A 22,251-nucleotide genomic window follows, 5' to 3' on the forward strand; every position below is an offset into this window, starting at 1 on the left:
GCCTCAGCCGGAGGCGCTGAAGTAGTGCGCGGCGGGATCAGCGAATAATGGCGCGAATGCCGCCTCGGCGGCACCGATCATCAAGGTCTGCGTCCCCAGGCTGGCCGCGACGATGCGCACCTGCTCGTGGGGTACGCGCATGGAATGGCGCGATACCGCGGTGTCGAGTGCAGCGGCGGCTTGTTCCGGGAAGACCCGGAGGAATCCGCCGAGGACGACAAGATTGGGGTTCAGCAGGTTGATGGCGTTACCGAGCGCGATGCCGAGGTATTGCGCTTGGTGAGCAACGGTTTTAGCGGTCGTCTGACTGACTTCGGTTTCCAGGCATCCGATGCGTCCACAATGACACGGTGCCGCACCGCCGACATAAGTGTGGCCGAGTTCGCCCGCGTAGCCGGCGGCGCCCTCGAGAAGCTCACCCGCGACGACGAATCCGGCACCGATACCGCTCGCGCCACCGTTGACGTAGATCATGTGGTGCGCGTCGGGGTGGCCACCGAAGATGTGTTCGGCGATCGCGCCGAGGTTGGCATCGTTGACCGCGAACACGGGTAGTTCTGCTGCCGCACAGAGCATCTCGCCCAGATGCACTTCGTGCCAGCCCAGGTTCGGGGCCAGCCGAACCACGGAGTCGGGGGCGTGGACGAGACCTGGGACGGCCACACCTATCGCGGTCACGCGGCGGCTGCGGTCCAGCTTGCGCCGAATCCGGTCGACGGCCTTAGCGGTGACGGCGACAGTCTCGACTGCGCTGGGGATACCCTCGGTGGGATACCTGTCGACACTGAGCACCGTGCCGCCCAACGCGACTACACCGATTGTGACAGCGTCGGTTTCAGGGTTGACCGCGATCGCCAGCGTGTCGGTCCGCGGCCGCACGATCGGGCTGGGCCTGCCCACCTGACTGGCAGGTGCGGCCTGGGTTTCTTCCACCAGGCCACCCTCGACAAGGTCCTCAACGAGGTCCTTCACCGTCGAACGGGCCAGACCTGTCTTGCGCGTCAACTCTGACCTCGTCAGCGTGCGACCGCGGTGGACCAGCGTCAGTACTGCAGACAGGTTGCGGCGCCGGACATCGTCGGTATTGGTGCCGATCATCACCGAACCTCCCTTGACAGTGACGCAGGGCACATCTTATGTTCGGGCACAGAACAAATCTAGTGCCAGGAGTAGCCATGTCCGTCCTCGACTCGACCGTCGCTGCAACCGGTGATCTCGCCCCTGAGCCGTCCGACAAGTTCTCGTTCGGCCTGTGGACCATTGGCTGGACCGCCAACGACCCGTTCGGCGCGGCGACCAGGCCCGCCTTGGACGCGGTTGAGGCGGTGGAGCGGCTCGCCGAGCTGGGTGCGTACGGCCTGACCTTCCATGACGATGACCTGTTTCCGTTCGGTAGCAGTGAGGGCGAACGCCGCCGTGCCATCGACAGGTTGACGTCCGCCTTGCATGCCAACGGTCTGGCCGTGCCAATGGTGACCACCAATCTGTTCACCCACCCGGTGTTCAAGGACGGCGCGTTCACCAGCAATGACCGGGGCGTCCGGCGCTTTGCGTTGCGCAAGGCGCTTCGCAACATCGACCTTGCCGCTGAGCTCGGCGCCGAAACATTCGTCATGTGGGGTGGTCGCGAGGGCAGCGAGTATGACAGTGCAAAGGATGTGCGGGCGGCGCTAGAACGTTATCGCGAAGCGCTGGACCTGTTGTGCGAGTATGCAATTGACCAACAGTATCCGGTCCGGTTCGCGATCGAGCCGAAGCCCAACGAACCTCGTGGCGATATCCTGCTCCCTACCGTCGGGCATGCGCTGGCTTTCATCGACACGCTCGCCCACTCCGAGATGGTCGGCGTAAACCCCGAGACGGGACACGAGCAGATGTCCGGACTGAACTTCATGCATGGCATCAGCCAGGCGCTTTACTCCGGCAAGCTGTTTCACATCGACCTCAACGGCCAGCGCGGCATCAAATTCGACCAGGATCTCGTGTTCGGCCACGGGGACCTGGCCAATGGCTTCGCGCTCGTCGACCTGTTGGAGAACGGCGGTGTCGACGGCGGGCCGAGCTACACCGGGCCACGCCATTTCGACTACAAGCCCAGCCGCACCGAGGACATCACCGGCGTATGGGACTCGGCCGCCGCGAACATGCGGATGTATCTACTGCTGAAGCAGCGCGCCGCCGCGTTCCGTGCCGATCCAGAAGTCGGCGAGGCGCTCCTGGCGGCGCGCGTCGACGAACTGCGGACTCCGACACTGGCGGCCGGCGAGACGTATCGCGAATTGCTGAACGACAGGTCGGCATACGAAGACTTCGACGCTGATTCCTATTTCGGCGCTAACGGATTCGGGTTCGTTCGGCTGAATCAATTGGCCGTCGAACACCTGATGGGCGCGCGCTGACATCCGCCCTCGACAATCTGGACGTGATGCACGTCACCCTATATGTTGTCCGGGGCAACAAACAACGGTGGAGTTGAGGAAAGGCGGTCTAGTGAAACGAGTCAGCGGTCTGGTGCTCGCCGTCGTCGTCGGAGCGGGCCTGACGCTCACCGCGTGCGGCGACAATGGCGGGGGTGGCGCCGGCGGTGATGCCAAGGCGCAGAAGATCGGCGTGATCCTGCCGGACACCAAGTCGTCCGTGCGCTGGGAGTCCAAGGACCGTCCGGAACTCGAGGCCGCGTTCAAGGCGGCCGGGGTGGCCTACACCATCCAGAACGCTGAGGGTTCTGCGGACAACATGGCGACCATCGCCGACGGCATGATCGCCGACGGCGTGACGGTGCTGGCGATCGTCAACCTCGACTCCGATAGTGGTGCATCCATCCAGCAGAAGGCGGCGAGCCAGGGCGTCAAGACCATCGATTACGACCGGCTGACACTTGGCGGGTCCGCCGATGTCTACGTGTCGTTCGACAACACCAAGGTAGGTGAACTGCAGGGGCAAGGCATGGTTGACTGCCTGGCAGGCAAGCAGTCGAATGTGGTGTTCCTCAACGGTTCTCCCACCGACAACAACGCCACTCTGTTCACCGGTGGCGCGCACACCGTTGTCGACAAGGTGCCGACGATCAGGATCGTCGGCGAGCAGGCCGTGCCGGACTGGGACAACGACAAGGCGGTGACGATCTTCGAGCAGATGTACACCGCCGCGGACGGCAAGGTCGACGGCGTCTACGCCGCCAACGACGGCCTCGCCGGATCGGTGATCTCGATTCTGCAGAAGAACGGGCGGGCCGGACAGGTACCGGTGACCGGCCAAGACGCCACTGTCGAGGGTCTGCAGAACATCCTGGCAGGCAACCAGTGCATGACCGTCTACAAGTCTGCGAAGGAAGAAGCGGCGGCACTCGCCGCGGCGGCGATCGCCCTTGCCAACGGTCAAGAACCCAAAGCCAACAGCAAGTCTCGCGACGACAAGGGCAACCGAGACGTGCCGTCGGTGCTGTTGACGCCGAAATCGATCACCAAGGACAACGTCGACGTGGTGTTCAGCGACGGCGGCCAGACCAAACAAGACGTCTGCACCGGCCAGTTCGCGGCCGCCTGCACCGCCGCAGGACTGTAGAGAGCGGTGTCCGCTGTGTCTCCGGCGAACGAACCCATCCTCGAACTCCGCGGCGTCAACAAGAGTTTCGGTGTCGTGCACGTGCTGCACGAGGTGGATTTTGCGGTGTATCCCGGTGAAGTCACCGCGCTGGTCGGCGACAACGGTGCGGGCAAGTCGACTCTGGTCAAGGCGATCGCGGGAATCTATCCTCTCGACACCGGGACCTACGTGTTCGACCGCAACCCGGTCACGGTGCACGGACCCAATGATGTATCGGCGCTCGGCGTCGAGGTGGTGTACCAAGACCTGGCGTTGTGCGACAACCTCGACATCGTCTCCAACATGTTCCTCGGACGAGAGCTCAAGCGAAGGGGAGCGCTCGACGAATCCAAGATGGAATCACTTGCTCGCGAGGCGCTTTCGTCGCTATCCGTGCGAACAGTGAAGTCGGTGCGCCAGCCGGTGTCCAGCTTGTCCGGTGGGCAACGTCAAACGGTGGCGATCGCCAAGTCGGTGCTGTGGAATGCCAAGGTGGTGTTGCTCGATGAGCCCACCGCAGCGCTCGGCGTCGCACAGACCCGGCAAGTGCTCGACCTGGTCCGGCGGTTGGCCGATCAGGGCGTCGGTGTGGTGTTCATCTCGCACAACTTGAACGACGTGTTCGAGGTGGCCGACCGGATATGTGCGCTGTACCTCGGCCGGGTGGCCGCGGAAGTGAAGGCAGCCGAGGTCAGCCACAGCCAAGTCGTGGAACTTATAACGGCGGGCCGCTCCGGTGACCTCGGCCTGGCGCCGGCCGACGCCGCACAGTCGATGTGAGGACGACACAGATGACGACTCTGAATTCGAAACTCGCCGATGCCGACTTCGCCGCCGACACCCGATCCGACGACACGTTCGCCGATGCGGTACGCAGCTATCTGCAGCGCGTGCGGGGCGGCGACATGGGCTCCCTGCCCGCGATCCTCGGCCTTGTCGTGTTGTTCATCGTGTTCGGGATCGCCAACGAGCGGTTCACCTCGGCGCTCAACCTCGCCAACCTGGTCACCCAGGCCGGTTCCATCTGCGTGCTGGCAATGGGATTGGTGTTCGTGTTGTTGCTCGGTGACATCGACCTGTCGGCGGGGGTCGCGGGGGGCGTGTCCGCCTGTGTGATGGGCTTGACCATCGTCAATCACGGCTGGTCCTGGTGGGCCGCGATGCTCGCGGGCATTCTGTGTGGGGCGGTGATCGGGCTGGCGATCGGCGTGCTACGTGCCAAACTGGGCATTCCGTCCTTCGTCGTCACGCTGGCGTTTTTCCTTGGGCTGCAAGGTGTGACGCTGAAGCTGATCGGCGAGGGCGGATCGATTCGGGTGGACAACCCCGTCATCCGTGGCATCACGATCGACAATATGTCGGTCACGGCGGGATGGTTGTTCGCCCTGCTGATCGTCGCGGGCTTTTCGGGTATGGAGTTGTATCGGCATCGCACCAAGGTCACCCGGGGACTGGTGCACGCCCCATTCGGTGTGGTGATCGCGCGCATCGTCGGTGTCGCAGTGGTCGCGCTGGGGATGGCGTACGTGCTGAACCTCAACCGCAGCGTCAATCCGAACGCCGAAATCCGGGGCATCCCCTACGTTTTACCGCTGGTCGGGGTGCTGTTGATCGCCCTGACACTGGTGCTCAATCGCACCTCCTACGGTCGGCACATCTATGCGGTGGGCGGCAACGCCGAGGCCGCGCGCAGGGCGGGTATCAACGTCGCCCGCATCAGGGTGTCGGTGTTTGTCGTGTGCTCGTCGCTGGCCGCGATCAGCGGCATCATCGCGGCGTCCTACGGCGGCAAGGTGTCCGCCTCGTCCGGCGGAGGAAACGTGTTGTTGTACGCCGTCGGGGCTGCGGTGATCGGCGGCACCAGCTTGTTCGGCGGTAAGGGGCGTGCCATCGATGCGGTCATCGGTGGGGTGGTGGTGGCGACGATCGCCAACGGGCTTGGCCTGTTGAACCAGGCCTCGTACATCAACTTCTTGGTCACCGGCGGGGTGCTGCTGCTGGCGGCGAGTGTGGACGCCATCTCGCGTCGACGTCGATCGGCGACCGGCCTGTCCTAAGGGGGCTAGTGCGCGGCTTTCTCCGGGAACGGCAGTGAAATCGGCTCGGCCGCAACACGACTGTTGCCATCGGCGTCGAAGCGGTCCAGCCCGAGGTCGGTGAGGTCGAGCCAGGCGCACTCGCCGCTGGTGGTCAAGTCCACAGCGACCTGAGCGACGGCAGGCCCCCACATCATGCCGTGACCTGCGGGGCTGGCCACCACGGTGCCGTCGACAGGGCCCTCGTCGGTCAGCAGTGGGCCGAGGATGGGCAGATGATCGGGCGTGTAGTCGATGGTGGCTGCCCATGTACGCCGCAATCCCAGCCCCTTGAGGCCGGGAAGTAGCTGCTCGATGCGATCGCGCGCCTTCAGGTAGTAGATCTCGTCGAAATCCGTTGCCACCCCGGGCGCTTCGTCGGGATTACTCATTCCCCACAGCAGGCCGCCGCCTTCTCCTGGGCGCCAATAGATTCCGGAGGTGATGTCAAACACCATCGGCACCTCATGGACATCGAAAGCCGACACCGGCGCGGTGACCACCACCTGATGGCGGGTGCCGCCCGCAGGCACTTTGGCGCCGGCCGCCGCGCCGACGTCGGCGAGCTTGGGTCCGCCGGTGAGCACCACGCGGTCCGTGTCGATCGGGCCGTCGGAGGTCTCGACGCCGACCACCCGGCCGCCCACGGTCCGCAGTCCGGTGAACCTGCACCTTTCCCGGACGTCGACGCGATGCGCGGTCAACGCAGCGGTGTAGGCCAGGACATTGCGCGGGGCCTCGATATAACCATCGCCCGGCGCATATGACGCGCCCAGCGTGACACCCGGTGCCAGGCCGGTGTTTCGGTCGTCGATCTCCGAACCGGACAACCACTGCACCGTGAGGCCGAGCCGTTGTTGTAGCGCGATGCGGTCGAGGGCTTGCTGAACCTCTGCGTGTGTGAAGCACGGCATCAGGTAGCCCTGCGGCACGAAGCCGCAGTCAAGCGGGAAGCGGTCGCCGCTCGCGGCGTAGAACGACTGCGTCCACAGGCCGAGTTTGATCGCCGTCTCGGTACCGCCCTGTGCGCGCACCATGCCCGCGGCACGGCTACTGGCGCCGTCGCCCAGCGTCGACTTCTCGAGCAGGACGACTTTCTCGACGCCGCCTTCGGCGAGCAGCACGGCCGTCCATGCCCCGACCGTTCCACCGCCCACCACCACCACGTCGGCGCTGCGGGAGCTGGTCATACTACGGAACGCTGGCATAGACTGAACGCTCAGTCAAGAGGCGGAGGCGCGGATGTACGGGCTGACCGATGACGATCTGCGGATCAGGGACACGGCGCGTGCGTTCGTCGAAACGCTGATACCCCATGAGGTCGAAGCGGAGTTGGCGGGCGGCCTGCTGCCCAAGGAGGTGACGGCCGCCCATCAGACCCGGGCAATCGGAATGGGCTTGTACGCAACGAATATGCCGACCTGGGTCGGTGGTTCGGGTTGCACCGCCTGCAGCAGGTGCTCGTGCAGGAGCAGTGTGGTCGGGTGACCAACGGGCTCGGCTGGGTAATGGCCACCCCGCCGCAGTGGTGGGTGGAGGTAGCCACCGACCACCAGCGCGAGCGGTGGCTACTGCCGTCGGTCCGCGGGGAAAAGCACGAGGCCTATGCGATCACCGAGGAGTTCGCTGGTTCCGACGTGTCCGCGCTGCGAACGACCGCACGCCGTGACGGTGACGAGTATGTGATAAACGGCGTCAAGTGGCATGTGACCTCGTTCAACCTGGCCGATTATGTGTTCGTCGAGGCGGTGCTCGACGGTGGCGACCACGTTCTGCTTGTGGTCGATCTGCCGTGGCCGGGCGTGGAAGTCGTTCGCACGCCCAAGTATTCGCACAACATCGCCGATGAGCATCCGATCGTCGCGTTCAATGACGTGCGGGTGCCGATAGCCAACCTCGTCGGGGCCGAGGGCGCTCCGATGACATTCACGCAGGACTGGTTTCGCTTCGAGCGCATGATGGTCGCCGCGAGATGCGTTGGCGCGGCGCGACGTCTGGTCGACGAGGCGACGGCGTTCGCCCAGACACGGGTCGTGGCCGGGCGGCCACTGGGTGACCACCAGTTGGTCGCGGGCATGCTGGCCGACAGCGCGACAGAATTGTTCGCCGCGAGGACGATGCTCTACGAGGTGGCACGTTCGATCGACGCCGGCGCTGACCGCAAGAGCGTGCACGGCCAGGCCTCGATGGCCAAGCTGTACTGCTCGGAGATGGCGGGGCGGGTGGCCGATCGCGCTGTGCAGATCTTCGGCGGCCGCGGCTACATGCGGGAAAACGTCGCGGAGCGAATGTTTCGTGAACTGCGGTTCGAGCGCATCTGGGAAGGAGCCAGCGAGATCCAGCGGGTCATCGTCGGGCGCCAGCTGATGAATCGCGGGCCAGCGGGGTTGCTCGACATGTGATGCGGGTACCATCAATGCGGGTCGGGTGAGTGTCGAAAGAGCGCATCGGACCAGGTTGAACATGTTGACGAAGCCGCAAATTGTTGTAGCCACCGTCGTGGCCGCTCTCACCGTGTCGACAGGTTTACCGCTCGGCCAGTCGGCAACCGGCTTGGGCGTCGGTGTCGCGACCGCGTCGCCCTGCCCGCCGTTCCTCCCCTGTCAGGGACCCCCGAAGCCACCGAAGCTGCCTGGCTTTGGTGGTGGCGGTGGTGGGCCGAAGGCTCCGAAGTTGCCCGATTTCGGTGGCGGTGGTGGGCCCAAGGCTCCGAAGTTGCCCGACTTTGGTGGCGGTGGTGGGCCCAAGGCTCCGAAGTTGCCGGATTTCGGTGGCGGTGGTGGGCCCAAGGCTCCGAAGTTGCCCGACTTCGGTGGCGGTGGTGGGCCCAAGGCTCCGAACCTTCTCGGCCCGGCCGACATTCGACACGCCTTCACGCGTGGCGGCCCACCCGCCGCGGTGCGCCTCAATGTGCCTGGCGCGCTTCGGATTCCCAAAGATCTTCGCCCCGATTTCCGCGTCCACGTGCCCGGGTTGGGCCGCCTGACTCCCGACGCCCGCATCGACCTGCGCTGGCCCGGTGGTCCAGCAGCGCACCTGCGCGGCGACTTCAAGGCTGGCTGGCCGTGGCTCGTGCGCCCTCGCGCCGACTTCGGTCCCAACCTCCGTTGGCCATGGCCATGGGCAGGCCGGGTGCCCGGTGACTTGCGCGCAGGCTTCCACTGGTTGGTGTCGCCGAGAGATCTACGTGTCGACTTCCGGGTGGGTCCTCTGCTGGACTTCAGTGCTGACTGGCGTGGTCTGCGCCTGCGGTTGGGTCCGCCGCCATGGCACGGCGGCGTCGCGCCGTGGGGCCTCGGACCCGCGCCGTGGGGCTGGGGGCCGCCGCCTCCACCAGATTGGGCGGGGTGGATTCCGCCGCCGTGGGGTCCGGCGCCGGCACCGTTCGACTACTGGGGCATCACCGTGATCCCGGTGTGGGATCCGTATTTCCAGCAATGGGGCTTCTGGGAGTTCGGGATCTGGGTGCCGCTGCCCGGGCAGTAGGCGACCGCTACCACTGCACCCCGAGTGCCTGGCAGATCGCCAGCGGCCCACCGTAGGCGACGATGCTGTCGGTCCACGCGGCCTCGTCGTATTTGGTGCCGGGGCCGGGCCGGATGCTGGCCACGAACAACTGCATGTCGTCGATGTAGCGCTGCAACGAGCGCGTCAACAGTCGCGGCGGATTCGCGTTCGCGTCCAACACCTGCTGGGTTCGTCGCGCCCAATCCTGAGTGTCCGTGACGAACTTCGGTAGCGCCGCATCTTGCTCCGGTGACCCCGGCTGCCCGGTCGCCAGGAATGCGTTGCTGCGGTCGTCGTTCTCCTTCATCAGCGGCGCGATGGCCTCGCACAGCTTGCGATCCGCGTCCGGACTCGGCGCTTGCTGATTCGGAGACGCCGAAGGCGCGGGCGGCGCGGGGGCTTCCTTGTTCAACGCCACGATCGCGATGATCAGGGCAGCGATGGCAATCAGGATGGCCAGCACGACACCTGCGGCTCCTAGGAATCGGCGCCCTGCCGGCTGCACTGGTCCGCCATAGGGGTTCATGTAGTCCAGGTTAGGATGGCGAGTTGCGCGGCTGAGCTGCTGCTTGGATCAGAGCGGCTTTGACGGTTTCGAGGTACACATCGCTAGGCGTGTATCCAGTCGACACCATTCGCAGTCGTCCGTCGTAAGTCGTGACGCCGATGACATGATCGTCGACCTGGGACTGGAGGACAGGACCCCAAAGAGCCGTCGGCTTGATGGGGCCGAACGCGTCTAGATCTTGGACGCCGAGGTTGCTGATCATAAGTTCGAACGGCATGATCTGGGTGAAGAGTTGCTCTGGCACGGCACATTCCGCATCGACGTTGACCGCTTGCTTGATCATCGACGACGTTGCGGCAACGCCTGCCTCAGACCTCGCGATCGCGAGCTCGCCGGTCATCGCCCTGGCCTGCTCCCAGAGTGCGGTGCCGTCCCATGGCGTCATCCCGGTGACCGTGCAGGTGAAATAGTCCACGCAGTCACCGACAGCACCGATCATCGGGCGAACATTTATCGGGCTCAGCACGCGGACGAATTCCTTGTCGGACAGTGTCGCGTGCGCACGCGAGGCAGCGGCGATCAGCGCCGCATGTACGGTGGTCCGCTCGGCCCGGCATCGATCGACCAAGCGGGCGGTGTCCGCGGTGTCCAACGCCACGGTGTGGATCTCGGGGTGGGTTCCGTCAAACGGCCTGATCGAGCGAGGTTCTGCCATTCGGGGATCGCAACTGGCATCGGACCGCGGGGTATCTGCACATGAAAGTGTTTGCGCGACAATGTCTTCCAGCGGCGCCGGTACGTCGCGCGGCGCGGAGATTTTTCCGTTGAGCGCGTCCACGAGGTCGCTCAGCACCGTGATCGACGAAATGCCGTCGGCTATGGTGTGATCGAACGTCAGCAGGATCGTCGAACCGGCCCGATGGTTGACGAGTACGGCCCGCATCAGCGGTGCCGTGGAACGGTCGAACGGGTGGGCCAATTCGGCGGTCGCGAAAGACTGCCAGGGCCTGCTGCTTTCGTGCACCGTCAGGTCGATCGGTGCAACGGAGTCGGTGCGATAGAACCCGAGTCGCGAGCTGGGTCGGTCTTCGACGTGGACCGACAGCAGAGGGTGACGCCTCTGGATGGCCGACAGCGCCGTCCGTACTTGTTTTTCGGTGAAGGTCACATCGAATTCAGCGACTTGGCAGAAGTGTGCCGGGTTGCGTTCCGCGTAGCGGTAAAAGAGCCGTTCAAGGGCGTCGACGGACCGAACGAGTCGAGTCTTCGCTTGGCTGTCGGGGCGGTTGCTCGTACGTGTCGGGGCCGACATCGAACCTCCTTGGAGTCTGAACCTTTCGGCGGTCACAAGGATCGACGATTCAGACCGCGGTTTCTGCTCAACCATGTGCCGCAAATCACAGATGAGCTATGAACCTGCTGTGACTAGTTTGTCGGCATCGGTTCGCTGTCGCGCGTTCGAGTTTTCCTGAACCCCAACATGCGCATGCCGTGATAGACCACAAGCGCGGCGATCGATCCCAACGCGATACCCGTGAACGTGAGATCGCCTGCCTGCCAGGTGAAGTCCGCGATACCGATGATCAGCGGGATTGCCGCCGTCATCTGGTTCAGCGGCTTGGAGAAGTCGACACCGTTGGTCAACCAGATCCGTACCCCGAGTACTCCGACCAACCCGTACAGCACCACCGTCGCACCGCCGAGCACTCCTGGCGGAATCGCCGAGATCGCCGCGCCCACTTTGGGGCACAACGACAATGCGACGGCGACCGCGGCGGCCACCCAGTATGCGGCGGTCGAATACACCCGCGTAGCCGCCATCACACCGATGTTCTCCGCGTACGTGGTCGTTGCCGAGCCGCCACCGAAACCCGCCAACGTGGTCGCCACCCCATCGGCAGCGAGGGCGCGGCCCATCACAGAATCCACATCTGTATCAGTCATCTGGCCCACCGACTTCACATGCCCGATGTTCTCAGCCACCAATGCGATGACCGCGGGCAGGAACATCGGCAGCACGGCGATCGTGAAAGTCGGGGCCTGAAATTCGGGTAGCCCGAGCCAGGGTGCCGCCGTAATTGCCGATGTGTCGACGTCACCGAGCGCCAACGCCAGCAGATAACCCGCGACGACGGCAAGGAAGATCGCGAGCCGCCCGATGATGCCGCGGAAGAAGGCCAGCGTCGCCACCAACAGCACCAGCGTCACGAGCCCGACAAGCGGGCCCTTCTCGAAATTCGATTTCGCCGCGGGCGCCAGGTTGAACCCGATCAGCGCGACGATCGCGCCGGTGACCACCGGAGGCAGCGTGATGTCGATCCAGTGGGTGCCGACCAGATGCACGACCGCGCCGATCACGATCAACACGACACCGACCGCGACCAGGCCACCCAACGCGCTGCCAGTCCCGTGTGACGCGGCCGCGGCGGTGACCGGGGCGATGACCGAAAAGCTCGAGCCCAGGTAGCTGGGCAGCCGGTTACCGGTGATCAGCAGGAACAACACGGTGCCGATGCCGGAGAACAACAGGGTGGTAGCCGGCGGGAATCCCGTCAGCACGGGCACCAGGAAGGTGGCGCCGAACATCGCCACCACGTGCTGCGCGCCGATGCCGATCGTGCGCGCCCAACTCAGCCGCTCACCGGGGCCGACGACGAAGTCGTCGTCGGCCCGGCTCTCGACGGGTTTCCATGTCAGCGGGATCACGGTTGTCGACTACACACCATCATCAGCTCGCTTGCACGGCAATCGGCGTATCGTCGGCATTCTCTGGGGGAGGTGTGGGCCTTGTCGCTCGAGGACAACAAGAATCTGGTCCGTCGTTTTTACCGAGAAATCGACGCAGGCAATCTCGATGCGTTGGACGAGTTGGTGGCCGAGGATTACCTCGACCATTCGCCCGCGCCGTTTCCCGGCCTTGACGCGCCCGGCCGCGCGGGGCTCAAACAGGCCTTCCGGTTGTTCTGGGACGCGACGCCGGGCACCCATCAAATCGAGGACCAGATCGCCGAGGGCGACAAGGTCGTTACGAGGCTGACTGCCCGAGGCAGGCATCGCGGCGATCTGCCCGGCATCCCGGCCACTGGCAATGAAATGTGTATGACAGCAACGGTGATTCACCGCATCGCTGATGGCCGCCTGGTGGAGAAGTGGTCGGACAAGGATGTGCTCGTGATGCTGCAGCAGCTTGGCGTCATCCCGCCGATCGGTTAGCGCGAACTGTATACGCCACGGCGCCGATCGCCACGACGACCGCACCGACGAGCACCGACGAAACCGGCAGCAACACCGCCAACATCAGGCAGCCCACAAGGCCGAGGCCGGGGATTGTCCTGCGTCCCAGGGTCCACGCCGACGCATTCGCGATCGCGTAGTACAGCAACACCGCGAACGACGAAAAACCGATGGCCCCACGCACATCCACCAGCGCCGCCACTGCGGCGACGACGACTCCGACCACGATCTCGGCCCGATGCGGAGTGTTGAACCGGGGATGCACCGCGGCCAGCGCCTGCGGGAGATGGCGGTCGCGGGCCATCGCAAGCGTTGTTCGCGAGACACCGAGGATCAACGCCAGCAGCGAGCCGAGGGCGGCCACCGCGGCGCCGACACGCACCACCGGTTCCATGGCGGGAAACCCGGCCGCGCGTACCGCATCCGCCAACGGCGCGGCCGCCGAAGCCAGTGCGGTGCTGCCCAATTCGCTCAGCACGGCGACCGCCACCACCGCGTACACCACCAACGTGATGCCGAGCGCGATCGGGATGGCGCGGGGAATGGTGCGGGCCGGATCGCGCACCTCTTCGCCCAGCGTTGCGATTCTCGCGTAACCGGCGAACGCGAAGAACAGCAGCCCGGCCGCCTGCAGTACGCCGCGGACCGTTGCATCGTCGCCGAGTGCCAGGCGGGTGCCGTCCACGTCACCGAAGCCGAGCACGACCACGACCACACCGGCGAGCACCGCAAGCACCACTGCCACAATCACTCGGGTCAGTAGTGCCGACTTCTGGATGCCTGCGTAGTTCACCGCCGTCAGCGCCACCACCGCGGCCACAGCGACCGCGTGCGCATGGTCCGGCCATACGTAGTAACCGACGGTCAGCGCCATCGCCGCGCATGATGCCGTCTTGCCGACGACGAAGCTCCAGCCCGCGGTGTACCCCCAGAAATCACCGAGACGCTCGCGCCCGTAGACGTAGGTGCCGCCGGACTGCGGATACAACGCGGCCAACCGGGCCGACGACGTCGCATTGCAGTAGGCGACGACGGCCGCGACGGCAAGTCCGATGAGCAACCCTGAGCCCGCGGCCGCCGCAGCGGGTGCCAGCGCGACGAAGATGCCTGCGCCCACCATCGAACCCAGTCCGATGGTCACCGCGTCGAATGTGCCGAGCCGACGCCGCAGCGCGGGGCTGTCCGGCGTGCTCACGCGAGAATGCTATTTCACGAAGCTGGGTCTTCCCCAAACACCGATTCCCGGCCCCATACGGTGGCGGCGACGGCAACGACGATCACCAGCACTATCCCGCCGACCACGACAAGTGGGATGGTCCACAGCCGTCGCAGCATCAGCGCGGTGCCGCATTGGTCGACGTAGTCATGCTGGCCGGCTGCCGCGGCGGCCTGGCTCAGGTCGGAGGCGAAGCCTGTCCCACACTTGATCTGAAAGCCCCACTGGTCGAACGCATCCAAGAACACCGGAAAGTTCAGCGCCAGCAGTCCGACTGCGATCAAGACGGCGCAAACGACCCCGATGTAGAACGCGCGGTGGTGGTAGTGGTGCACAGGTTCCCCGTTCAAGTCATACAGACGTCGGCGAACAGCAGCACCGGCCACGACACGATCGACCCGAGGTAGGAGACCGCCAGGTCCACGCCTGCCATGTGCTGTAGATGCGCCGTGTGGGTGCTGGACCAGATGACCCCGACGATCAGGTAGGGAACGCCGACAACGACGGCGACGATGATCAGCTGAGCTATCGTCACCTGGAATCCCAGCAGCCGTCGCACCGTGTCGAGCACGCCACTATGTTAATGGCGATTCTCGACGTACGCGAAGAGTTTCTCGTGATGTTGCAACTGAAGTGGGCCTGAAATGTATGCGCACCGTCCGATATGGTGTTTGCCATGGCGCGCAGCAGGCCCACCCAGGCCGAGAGTGTCCGGCGCCGGCCGAAGGATCGCAAAACGCAGATCGCCCGTGCGTCGGCCGAGGCGTTCAGCGCGCTCGGGTACTACGGCGTCAGCATGGAGACCATAGCGACGCGGGTGGGCATCTCGGCCGCGGCGCTGTACCGCCATTACACGGGCAAGTACGAACTCTTCCGCGACGCGGTGCTCAACCTCGGCCAGCAGCTGGTCGACTGCACGGCGTTCGCCGACGAGGAGGAGGGTGATCCCGAGGGGACGTTGCGGCGACTCGTGTCGGCGCTGATCGACACGGCGATGGCCAACCGTGAATCCGGTGGGCTGTACCGCTGGGAAGGCCGCTACCTACACGGCGACGACCAGGCCACCCTGTTCGCCCAGATGCGCACCGTCCATCACCGAATTCAACGGCCGCTGACAGCAATTCGGCCCAACCTGACATCACGGCAGCGCTGGACGTTGTCAACGTCGGCGCTTTCGGTGATCGGCAGCATCGTCGATCACCGTGCCAAGCTGCCCGCCATCCAGGTGCGGGCGTTGTTGGCAGACCTCGCCGGCGTCGTGCTGGCGGCCGACCTCCCCGACGTCGACAACAGCGTCGCTGAACCTCGTCAGCCGCTGCCCGCGGCCGCTGATACGCCGAAATACGAAGCGCTGCTCAATGAATCGATGCGGTTGTTCAACCTCAAGGGGTACCGAGACACCAGCATGGAGGACATCGCGGCCGCCGTCGGGATGCCCGCGTCAGGCATCTATCGATATTTTTCAGGTAAGAGCGACATCCTCGCGGCCGCGTTCCGGCGAGCCGCGGACCGGGTGTCGGCGGAGCTGTCGGAGATCGTGGCCGGCACACCCGATCGGGGCGAGGCGCTGTCGGCGGTGATCGACGCCTATGTCGCGCGATCGTTCGACGGGCCCGAACTGGACTATGTGTATTACACCGAGCGGCTCAACATGACACCTAGCGACCAGAAGATCCTGCGCAACCTACAGCGAGCCAATGTGGAGTCGTGGGTGGAACTCGTTGTGTCGGTGCGGCCCGACTGGACGCCGGGGCAGGCGCGCTTCGCGGTGCACGCGGCGATGTCGCTGGTGATCGACTTGGGTCGGCTTACGCGGTACGAGAATTCGGCGTCGGCACGCGCGGTCGTGGAACGGCTGCTGGACCTGACGCTGCTGGGCCGCTACCGGTTGCGGGCCGCGTTGCCCGCCAAGTAGGCGAGGTAACCGATCGTGCCGGCGGTCGCAAGCCGACGCGTTCTCGCCGAACTCAATCCGAGCCCCAGGGCCGTCTCGACACCACCGTGGATGTAGACGCGCTGGCGCGTGTTGCGCGGAAACGCCGACCTGGTGATGCCGTCGAACAGTTGCGGGCTGGTGAAGTGAGACAGTCCAAGACCGGCGACCGCCAGCCCGGCGAACTTGGCCAGACGCAAATTACTCTTCAGCACTGGTGAGGATCCTCTCGACTCATGCAATCTTGTAGTCGCTCAAGGGAAAATCCGACGCCTCTTTGATGGCCCTGCTTGTCGACATCGGCCGCAGCAGAGTCGGTTCACCCTGCGGATTGAAATAGTACGACCGCGAACTCGCGCAATTGCCGATCGTCCATAGCGAATCGCCGAGCAGTTCGGTCATCCGATCCCGGTACCTGGTGTTGGCTTCTTCGGTCACCTCGAAGGTGGCGGCGTTGCGTCGCTTGAGTTCGCCGAACAGCCGATCCATGTGCCGCATCTGGTATTCCATCGTGTTGAAGAAGTTCAACCCGAGGAATGCGAACGGACTCGCGAGGCTGAGGTAATTCGGGAAGTGCGGCATCGTCACGCCCTGATAGGCCTGGAACCTGGTCTCGCGCCACCACTTTCCGAGATTTCGCCCCTCGCGCCCGATGATCTCGATGGCAGGGAAGTTGGCCTCCCACAGATCAAATCCGGTGGCAAGCACCAACGTGTCGATGAGCGTCTTCGAGCCGTCGGCGTTCACGATACCGTCGCCCTCGATTCGGGTGATCCCGTCGGTCTGCAGGTGCACGTTGGGCTTCGTGAAGGCGCGGTAGTAGCCGTTGGAGAACGTCGGCCGCTTGCAACCGAAGTCGTAATCCGGGGTGAGTCGCATGCGTAGTTCCTTGTCGCGGATCGATGCGAAGCGGTGCATCTTCGACAAGTCCGCCGCGGCGATGTTGAGTCTGCGGAAGTACCGGTGGTGAATGATCGCGGTGTTGATCATGAACTCGTAGATCGAATCGGTCAGCCACCGAATTGCACGCTGAGTCAAGGGGACTCGCGCGAACAGCCGCTTGGCCCGTTCGCCGAACTTGATGTCGATCTTGGGTACCACCCAGATCGGGGTGCGTTGGTAGACGGTGAGGTCGGCGACTCGCTTCGCCAATTCCGGAATGAGTTGTACGGCGGTGGCGCCGGTGCCGATCACGGCCACCCTGCGGCCCTCGAGCGGATACTCGTCGTCCCAGGCTGTGGTATGGATGACTTTGCCTGCGAACTCGGTCACGCCGGGAATGTCGGGCACCTTCGGCTGCGACAGGAAGCCGGTCGCGGTGATCAGGAAACGGGCCGACAGCACTTCACCGTCGGCCAGTGTCACCTTCCAGACGCCTGCTTCCTCGTCCCACCGGGCACCCTCAACGACGGTGCGCAGGCGGATATGTCGGCGGATGTCGAACTTGTCCGCGACGTCGTCGGCGTATTGCTTGATCTCCGCGCCGGTGGAGAACAGCCGCGACCAGTTCGGGTTGGGCTCGAAGAAATACGAGTACGTCGTGGTCGGTACGTCAACGGCCAAGCCGGGATAGCGATTGACGTGCCAGGTGCCGCCGAGGTCGTCCTCGCGATCCAGGATCACGAAGTTGTGGAAGCCCATCCGCTTGAGCTGAATGCCCGCCCCGATACCGCCGAAGCCGGCTCCCACGATGACCGCGTCGTAAAGCTCCGAAGTCATGCTGCAGACGGTACCTCAGGTAACGCAAACTTTGCCGACCGGCTCAGCCCTTGAGCGAGCCTGTCCGCGGTGGGTCCAGTGTCGCAACGCAGGTCACCGCCCGGTCGCCCTGCGCCCACGTCTCGGCCGTCGGGTAGAGCACATACATCTGGACCGAATCGTCGACGAGCGCCTCGGGTGAGTAGGTGGCCAGGGCGGGTTCGCACTTGTTCTGAAACTCCTCGATGGCCGACTGGCCCGGAAAGTCGCCTTCGGGCATCTGCAACACCGCGAACACCTCGCCCGCGTGCGTTTCGTCGCAGCCGACGGTGTTGAGCGTGAGCACCTGCATGCTGTCGGGGATCTTCTCGAGGCAGTCGCCGACCTGCACGTCGGTTGCGGTGACTGTGCCCTTCCAGACAGTGAGCGCGAGGGTGAGTCCGATGACCAGGCCGACTACCCACAGGCCGGACAGCACCAGACCGGCGATCGCCAACCCGCGGCCGCCCTGGCCCTGTTTGGCCTTCTTCAGCCCGACGACGCCGCAGATCACGCTGATCAGTACCCCGCCGATCAAACCGAAGATCAGCGAGACGACGGCCCACCAGTTCGTCGGCTGGGCAGGCGGCGGGGCGTAATAGCCGGGCTGTGGTTGCTGCTGGTACGGCATCGGCGGTGGCTGGTAAGCGCCCTGCGGCGGGGGATATTGACCGGGCGCAGGCTGGCCGTACGGCCCGAATGGCTGCTGCGGCTGGCTGTACGGCGGGAAGTTGCCCGGCGGTGTGGTCACCGGCCTGACAGTAACGTCAATCACGCAGCGATGACGACCGTTCATGCTTTGCCATCGCGACGCAGACGATGGAGCGGTCGCCCTTTGCCCACGCGATTTCGAACACCGGGCCGTCTGGCGAATCCGGCACGTAGCCGAAGAACTCGGCTCCGCAGTCCGCCGGATGCGCGTCAGGCCGCGTCATCACCGCGACCACCTCGCCGTAGTGCGGCCGGTCGCAGCGCACCCGTTTCACCCAGGTGGGAAGCTGGTCATCGTAGGAGTCCTTGACGCAGTCACCGGTGGCGAGGTCACTCGCCCGCACCGACTTCCCTTGTCCCGAAACGCCATACGCGATCACCGATGTGATGGCCGCAACCCACACGGCCGAGATGACAAGCGCCGCGATCGCCAGACCACGGCCGCGCTGGCGCCGACCCCGGATCTGCACCAGTGCCACGATCGCGAAAATCACGCTGAGGATGGTGCCGCCGAGTATGCCGAGGACGAACGCGGCGATGGCCCAGCCGTTCGTGCCGCCCACCCGTTCCGGGTCGGGCGACGGCACGGTCACGCAAGCAACCGTAGCGCCGCGTCGACAGCAAGCACCGGCACGTCCAGCGTCTTGGAGCCGAGGTCATGGCGATCGCCGGTGACCTCGACGATTTCGGTGGGCGCCGACACCAGCGCCGCGGCCTTGCGCAGTTCGTCGATGGTGCCGAACGGGTCGGCGGTGCCGTGGGTGAACACCGTCGGGACCGTGATGGCGGGCAGATGATCGGTGCGCGCTCGCTCCGGCTTGCCAGGCGGATGCAGGGGATATGAGAACAGGGTGAGCACGTCGACAGCGGCTGCCTGATCGGCCACCACCATCGACGTCATCCGACCGCCGTAGGAGTGACCGCCCGCGACGACCGGACCCTTGGTCAACGTGCGGGCCAATGCGATGGCTTCGACGACACCCGCTTGGTCGGTGGTCGCCGAACCGGATGGCGGCCCCTTCGGTCGTCGCCGCCGGTAAGGGAGGTTGTACCGGATGGCGAACCAACCGCGGGCCCCCCACTCGTCGCAGATCCTGATCAACAGCGGGGATTCGCGGCTGCCTCCTGCGCCGTGGGTGAGCACCACTGCGCCCTTGGCCTTGCCCTTGGGCTGATGCGCGATACCCGCGATGGCGTCGAGACTCATGACCCCAGTCTGAACAACGCCGACACCGGGCCGTGCCCATGGCCCAAGGGGTATGCCGCCCGCAGGCATTCGGTGACCCAACGTTTTCCAAATGCGACGGCATCGCGCATGGGGTAGCCGTGGGCCAGCGCGCTCGCCACCGCCGCGGCCAGGCTGTCGCCCGCACCGTGGTCATTGGCGGTGTCGATGCGGGTGGCATCGAATTCGTAGAAGTCGGTGCCGTCGAACAACAGATCCGGACTGTGTGACGACGCCCGCAGATGGCCGCCCTTGACGAGCGCCCACTGTGGCCCAAGCGCGTGCAGGGCGCGCGCGGCGTCGCGCTGACTCGTGTCGTCGACGACGTCTATGTCTACCAGCAGGCGGACCTCGTCGAGATTCGGCGTCACAAGCGTCGCCAGCGGAAACAGTTGGCTCCTCAACGAATTCAGCGCGCTGGGATGCAGCAGCGGATCGCCGTGCATCGATGCGCAGACCGGATCGACAACCAGTGGCACGCTGCCTGCCAGCCCCTGATCACGCCAGGTACCCGCGATGACGTCGATGATCTCCGACGACGCCAACATGCCGGTCTTGGCGGCCTGCACACCGATGTCCTCGGCGACGGCAGTGATCTGACCGGCGATCACCTCGAGCGGAATCTCGTGAAAGCCTTTGACGCCGACGGAGTTCTGCACCGTCACCGCCGTCACGGCGACCAGGCCGTGCATGCCGAGCATCGCGAAGGTGCGCAGGTCTGCCTGGATGCCAGCGCCGCCGCCGGAGTCAGACCCGGCGATGGTCATCACCCGGAGCGGCGTCTGGCCCGGCGGTGTAAGCGGCAAGAAAGTCATGTCGCCAAGGGTAGGTAGATCTGGTTTCCGTGGTCGGCGAATTCCTTGGACTTCTCCGCCATCGCATCACGAATGTCCTGGGTGATACGCATCGAGCAGAACTTCGGCCCGCACATCGAGCAGAAGTGCGCCGTCTTGGCGGGCTCGGCGGGCAGGGTCTCGTCGTGGAATTCGCGCGCGGTGTCGGGATCCAACGACAATGCGAACTGGTCGTGCCAGCGGAACTCGAAGCGCGCCTTCGACAATGCGTCGTCGCGTTCCTGGGCCCGTGGGTGTTGTTTGGCGAGATCGGCTGCGTGCGCGGCGATCTTGTAGGCGATCACGCCGTCCTTGACATCCTTGCGGTCAGGCAGGCCCAGATGTTCCTTGGGGGTGACGTAGCACAGCATTGCCGTACCGGCTTGGGCGATGATCGCCGCGCCGATGGCACTGGTGATGTGGTCGTAGGCGGGGGCGATATCGGTGGCCAGCGGGCCGAGCGTGTAGAACGGAGCCTCGTCGCACAACTCCTCCTCGAGGCGGACGTTCTCGACGATCTTGTGCAGCGGGATATGGCCGGGGCCCTCGATCATCACTTGCACGCCATGGGCTTTGGCAATCTTGGTCAGCTCGCCGAGCGTGCGCAGTTCGGCGAATTGCGCCTCGTCGTTGGCGTCGGCGATCGAACCTGGGCGGAGGCCGTCACCGAGTGAGAACGTCACGTCGTAGCGGGCGAGGATCTCACACAACTCGGCGAAGTTGGTGTAGAGGAAGGATTCAGTGTGGTGTGCCAGCATCCAGGCGGCCATGATCGAGCCGCCCCTGCTCACAATGCCGGTGACCCGCTTGACGGTGAGCGGTATGTAGCGCAGCAGCACGCCTGCGTGCACCGTCATGTAGTCGACGCCCTGTTCGCACTGCTCGATCACGGTGTCGCGGTAGATCTCCCACGTCAGCTGCGTGGGGTCGCCGTTGACCTTTTCCAGGGCTTGATAGATCGGCACCGTGCCGACCGGCACCGGTGAATTGCGCAGAATCCACTCGCGGGTTTCGTGGATGTTGCGGCCGGTGGACAAGTCCATGATCGTGTCGGCACCCCAGCGGGTGGCCCACACCATCTTGTCGACTTCCTCGGCGATGGAGCTGGTGACAGCCGAATTGCCAATATTTGCATTGACTTTCACCGCGAAGGCCTTGCCGATCACCATCGGCTCGCTCTCCGGGTGCTTGTGATTGGCGGGGATCACCGCCCGACCGGCGGCCACCTCGTCGCGAACCAGTTCGGCCGGCATGCCTTCGCGTGCGGCGATGAACGTCATCTCCGCGGTGATCTCGCCGTTGCGGGCGCGCTGCAGTTGTGTGCCCTTGTCGCTGACGACACTCGACCGTGGCGGCAGGCCGCGGTGCAGATCGATCTCGGCGTGCGGATCGGTGTATGGGCCTGACGTGTCATACAGGTCGAAGTGCTCACCGTTGGTCAGGTGCACGCGCCGGAACGGGACACCGTCGACGTAAATCTTGGTGCTGCCCGTGATCGGGCCGGTGGTGACAGACGGATCGACAACAGAATGAACCATTTCATCTCCCTACGCCGGCATTACCCGGTCAGGTTCGTACGGTCGACAGCACCCCTTGGCGGAGGCAAATGATCGCCAAGGCCGAGCCGATGACCAGCTCGAGCTGTCCTCTCAGCGCACTGGGTGTGCGCTCCCGTGTGTGGACAGTA

24 protein-coding genes and 1 riboswitch are annotated in these 22,251 nt (G+C 64.9%); of the genes, 9 read left to right on the forward strand and 15 right to left on the reverse strand.

The annotated features are described in order from the left end of the window. Positions 1 to 3 precede the first annotated feature (3 nt). A complete protein-coding gene (locus tag ACGFK1_RS21350; RefSeq protein WP_393433707.1) occupies positions 4 to 1,098 on the reverse strand; it encodes an ROK family protein in 1,095 nt (364 codons plus the stop codon). A gap of 77 nt (positions 1,099 to 1,175) precedes the next feature. Here ACGFK1_RS21350 and xylA point away from each other — a divergent pair, with 77 nt between their 5' ends. From xylA to ACGFK1_RS21370, 4 genes are all read left to right on the forward strand, one after another. Next, positions 1,176 to 2,399, forward strand: a complete 1,224-nt coding sequence (gene xylA / locus ACGFK1_RS21355; RefSeq protein ID WP_393433710.1) for a xylose isomerase — start codon at positions 1,176 to 1,178, stop codon at positions 2,397 to 2,399. A gap of 91 nt (positions 2,400 to 2,490) precedes the next feature. Continuing rightward, positions 2,491 to 3,564, forward strand: a complete 1,074-nt coding sequence (locus ACGFK1_RS21360; protein ID WP_393433713.1) for a sugar ABC transporter substrate-binding protein — start codon at positions 2,491 to 2,493, stop codon at positions 3,562 to 3,564. Positions 3,565 to 3,579: 15 nt separating this feature from the next. Further along, entirely contained in the window at positions 3,580 to 4,365 is a 786-nt protein-coding gene (locus tag ACGFK1_RS21365; RefSeq protein ID WP_393433716.1) for an ATP-binding cassette domain-containing protein, read from the forward strand. Between the two features lie 11 nt (positions 4,366 to 4,376). Then, complete coding sequence (locus ACGFK1_RS21370) at positions 4,377 to 5,642, forward strand: sugar ABC transporter permease (RefSeq protein ID WP_393433719.1); 1,266 nt, start codon at positions 4,377 to 4,379, stop codon at positions 5,640 to 5,642. A 5-nt stretch (positions 5,643 to 5,647) separates the two neighbouring features. Here the strand turns inward: ACGFK1_RS21370 and ACGFK1_RS21375 are convergent, their stop codons facing one another. After that, the gene (locus tag ACGFK1_RS21375; protein WP_393433722.1) at positions 5,648 to 6,850 is read right to left on the reverse strand and encodes an NAD(P)/FAD-dependent oxidoreductase; all 1,203 of its coding nucleotides are present in this window, start codon (positions 6,848 to 6,850) and stop codon (positions 5,648 to 5,650) included. A gap of 52 nt (positions 6,851 to 6,902) precedes the next feature. On the opposite strand from ACGFK1_RS21375, the gene ACGFK1_RS21380 reads away from it, so the two are divergent. The 3 genes from ACGFK1_RS21380 (at position 6,903) to ACGFK1_RS21390 (ending at position 9,146) form a co-directional block, all read left to right on the forward strand. Further along, the gene (locus ACGFK1_RS21380; protein WP_393433725.1) at positions 6,903 to 7,148 is read left to right on the forward strand and encodes an acyl-CoA dehydrogenase family protein; all 246 of its coding nucleotides are present in this window, start codon (positions 6,903 to 6,905) and stop codon (positions 7,146 to 7,148) included. Beyond that, positions 7,145 to 8,062, forward strand: coding sequence for an acyl-CoA dehydrogenase family protein (locus tag ACGFK1_RS21385; RefSeq protein WP_393433728.1), 918 nt, complete (start codon positions 7,145 to 7,147; stop codon positions 8,060 to 8,062). The genes ACGFK1_RS21380 and ACGFK1_RS21385 overlap by 4 nt, the downstream gene beginning before the upstream one ends. Positions 8,063 to 8,333: 271 nt before the next feature. Then, on the forward strand, positions 8,334 to 9,146 hold the full coding sequence (locus ACGFK1_RS21390) for a hypothetical protein (RefSeq protein WP_393433731.1): 813 nt from the start codon (positions 8,334 to 8,336) through the stop codon (positions 9,144 to 9,146). A gap of 7 nt (positions 9,147 to 9,153) precedes the next feature. On the opposite strand, the gene ACGFK1_RS21395 is transcribed toward ACGFK1_RS21390, so the two are convergent. From ACGFK1_RS21395 to ACGFK1_RS21405, 3 genes are all read right to left on the reverse strand, one after another. Further along, complete coding sequence (locus ACGFK1_RS21395) at positions 9,154 to 9,693, reverse strand: hypothetical protein (protein ID WP_393433734.1); 540 nt, start codon at positions 9,691 to 9,693, stop codon at positions 9,154 to 9,156. A gap of 10 nt (positions 9,694 to 9,703) precedes the next feature. After that, a complete protein-coding gene (locus tag ACGFK1_RS21400; RefSeq protein ID WP_393433737.1) occupies positions 9,704 to 10,987 on the reverse strand; it encodes a condensation domain-containing protein in 1,284 nt (427 codons plus the stop codon). Between the two features lie 113 nt (positions 10,988 to 11,100). Then, entirely contained in the window at positions 11,101 to 12,381 is a 1,281-nt protein-coding gene (locus tag ACGFK1_RS21405; RefSeq protein WP_393433739.1) for a uracil-xanthine permease family protein, read from the reverse strand. A 72-nt stretch (positions 12,382 to 12,453) separates the two neighbouring features. On the opposite strand from ACGFK1_RS21405, the gene ACGFK1_RS21410 reads away from it, so the two are divergent. Continuing rightward, positions 12,454 to 12,888: an ester cyclase gene (locus tag ACGFK1_RS21410; protein ID WP_393433742.1), complete on the forward strand. Its 435-nt coding sequence runs from the start codon at positions 12,454 to 12,456 to the stop codon at positions 12,886 to 12,888. On the opposite strand, the gene ACGFK1_RS21415 is transcribed toward ACGFK1_RS21410, so the two are convergent. The 3 genes from ACGFK1_RS21415 to ACGFK1_RS21425 are packed head-to-tail and all read right to left on the reverse strand — an operon-like array spanning position 12,869 to position 14,696. Further along, positions 12,869 to 14,104: an APC family permease gene (locus ACGFK1_RS21415; protein WP_393433745.1), complete on the reverse strand. Its 1,236-nt coding sequence runs from the start codon at positions 14,102 to 14,104 to the stop codon at positions 12,869 to 12,871. The two genes, ACGFK1_RS21410 and ACGFK1_RS21415, sit on opposite strands and share 20 nt — an antisense overlap. Before the next feature lie 14 nt (positions 14,105 to 14,118). Continuing rightward, entirely contained in the window at positions 14,119 to 14,460 is a 342-nt protein-coding gene (locus tag ACGFK1_RS21420; protein ID WP_393433748.1) for a hypothetical protein, read from the reverse strand. A gap of 11 nt (positions 14,461 to 14,471) precedes the next feature. Further along, positions 14,472 to 14,696, reverse strand: coding sequence for a hypothetical protein (locus ACGFK1_RS21425; RefSeq protein ID WP_393433750.1), 225 nt, complete (start codon positions 14,694 to 14,696; stop codon positions 14,472 to 14,474). Between the two features lie 105 nt (positions 14,697 to 14,801). Here ACGFK1_RS21425 and ACGFK1_RS21430 point away from each other — a divergent pair, with 105 nt between their 5' ends. Further along, a complete protein-coding gene (locus ACGFK1_RS21430) occupies positions 14,802 to 16,040 on the forward strand; it encodes a TetR/AcrR family transcriptional regulator (RefSeq protein WP_393433753.1) in 1,239 nt (412 codons plus the stop codon). Here the strand turns inward: ACGFK1_RS21430 and ACGFK1_RS21435 are convergent. From ACGFK1_RS21435 to thiC, 7 genes are all read right to left on the reverse strand, one after another. Then, the gene (locus tag ACGFK1_RS21435) at positions 16,007 to 16,273 is read right to left on the reverse strand and encodes a hypothetical protein (RefSeq protein ID WP_393433756.1); all 267 of its coding nucleotides are present in this window, start codon (positions 16,271 to 16,273) and stop codon (positions 16,007 to 16,009) included. The genes ACGFK1_RS21430 and ACGFK1_RS21435 overlap by 34 nt on opposite strands. Positions 16,274 to 16,292: 19 nt before the next feature. After that, positions 16,293 to 17,777, reverse strand: coding sequence for a flavin-containing monooxygenase (locus ACGFK1_RS21440; RefSeq protein ID WP_393433759.1), 1,485 nt, complete (start codon positions 17,775 to 17,777; stop codon positions 16,293 to 16,295). 43 nt (positions 17,778 to 17,820) lie between these two features. Then, the gene (locus ACGFK1_RS21445) at positions 17,821 to 18,546 is read right to left on the reverse strand and encodes a septum formation family protein (RefSeq protein ID WP_393433761.1); all 726 of its coding nucleotides are present in this window, start codon (positions 18,544 to 18,546) and stop codon (positions 17,821 to 17,823) included. A gap of 16 nt (positions 18,547 to 18,562) precedes the next feature. Continuing rightward, on the reverse strand, positions 18,563 to 19,099 hold the full coding sequence (locus ACGFK1_RS21450; RefSeq protein ID WP_393433764.1) for a DUF4190 domain-containing protein: 537 nt from the start codon (positions 19,097 to 19,099) through the stop codon (positions 18,563 to 18,565). Next, the gene (locus tag ACGFK1_RS21455; protein WP_393433767.1) at positions 19,096 to 19,713 is read right to left on the reverse strand and encodes an alpha/beta family hydrolase; all 618 of its coding nucleotides are present in this window, start codon (positions 19,711 to 19,713) and stop codon (positions 19,096 to 19,098) included. Before ACGFK1_RS21455 ends, ACGFK1_RS21450 begins: the two co-directional genes overlap by 4 nt. Further along, positions 19,710 to 20,546 carry a bifunctional hydroxymethylpyrimidine kinase/phosphomethylpyrimidine kinase gene (gene thiD, locus ACGFK1_RS21460; protein WP_393433770.1) on the reverse strand — a complete coding sequence of 279 codons (837 nt, stop codon included), beginning with the start codon at positions 20,544 to 20,546 and terminating at the stop codon, positions 19,710 to 19,712. Before thiD ends, ACGFK1_RS21455 begins: the two co-directional genes overlap by 4 nt. Beyond that, complete coding sequence (gene thiC, locus ACGFK1_RS21465; RefSeq protein WP_393433773.1) at positions 20,543 to 22,102, reverse strand: phosphomethylpyrimidine synthase ThiC; 1,560 nt, start codon at positions 22,100 to 22,102, stop codon at positions 20,543 to 20,545. The genes thiD and thiC overlap by 4 nt, the downstream gene beginning before the upstream one ends. Continuing rightward, a riboswitch (TPP riboswitch) is annotated at positions 22,091 to 22,249 on the reverse strand. Its footprint overlaps the gene before it by 12 nt. Positions 22,250 to 22,251: the final 2 nt, after the last annotated feature.

Origin of the sequence: Mycobacterium sp. NPDC048908 (assembly GCF_043197955.1) — a bacterium.
In the GTDB taxonomy this organism is placed as follows: domain Bacteria; phylum Actinomycetota; class Actinomycetes; order Mycobacteriales; family Mycobacteriaceae; genus Mycobacterium.

Bases quoted from the DNA above. Each gene is read 5' to 3' on its own strand.
- thiC (WP_393433773.1), bottom strand. From the start codon at position 22,102: ATGGTTCATTCTGTTGTCGATCCGTCTGTCACCACCGGCCCGATCACG.
- xylA (WP_393433710.1), top strand. From the start codon at position 1,176: ATGTCCGTCCTCGACTCGACCGTCGCTGCAACCGGTGATCTCGCCCCT.
- ACGFK1_RS21455 (WP_393433767.1), bottom strand. From the start codon at position 19,713: ATGAGTCTCGACGCCATCGCGGGTATCGCGCATCAGCCCAAGGGCAAG.
- thiD (WP_393433770.1), bottom strand. From the start codon at position 20,546: ATGACTTTCTTGCCGCTTACACCGCCGGGCCAGACGCCGCTCCGGGTG.
- ACGFK1_RS21375 (WP_393433722.1), bottom strand. From the start codon at position 6,850: ATGACCAGCTCCCGCAGCGCCGACGTGGTGGTGGTGGGCGGTGGAACG.
- ACGFK1_RS21370 (WP_393433719.1), top strand. From the start codon at position 4,377: ATGACGACTCTGAATTCGAAACTCGCCGATGCCGACTTCGCCGCCGAC.
- ACGFK1_RS21400 (WP_393433737.1), bottom strand. From the start codon at position 10,987: ATGTCGGCCCCGACACGTACGAGCAACCGCCCCGACAGCCAAGCGAAG.
- ACGFK1_RS21350 (WP_393433707.1), bottom strand. From the start codon at position 1,098: ATGATCGGCACCAATACCGACGATGTCCGGCGCCGCAACCTGTCTGCA.
- ACGFK1_RS21395 (WP_393433734.1), bottom strand. From the start codon at position 9,693: ATGAACCCCTATGGCGGACCAGTGCAGCCGGCAGGGCGCCGATTCCTA.
- ACGFK1_RS21380 (WP_393433725.1), top strand. From the start codon at position 6,903: ATGTACGGGCTGACCGATGACGATCTGCGGATCAGGGACACGGCGCGT.
- ACGFK1_RS21440 (WP_393433759.1), bottom strand. From the start codon at position 17,777: ATGACTTCGGAGCTTTACGACGCGGTCATCGTGGGAGCCGGCTTCGGC.
- ACGFK1_RS21430 (WP_393433753.1), top strand. From the start codon at position 14,802: ATGGCGCGCAGCAGGCCCACCCAGGCCGAGAGTGTCCGGCGCCGGCCG.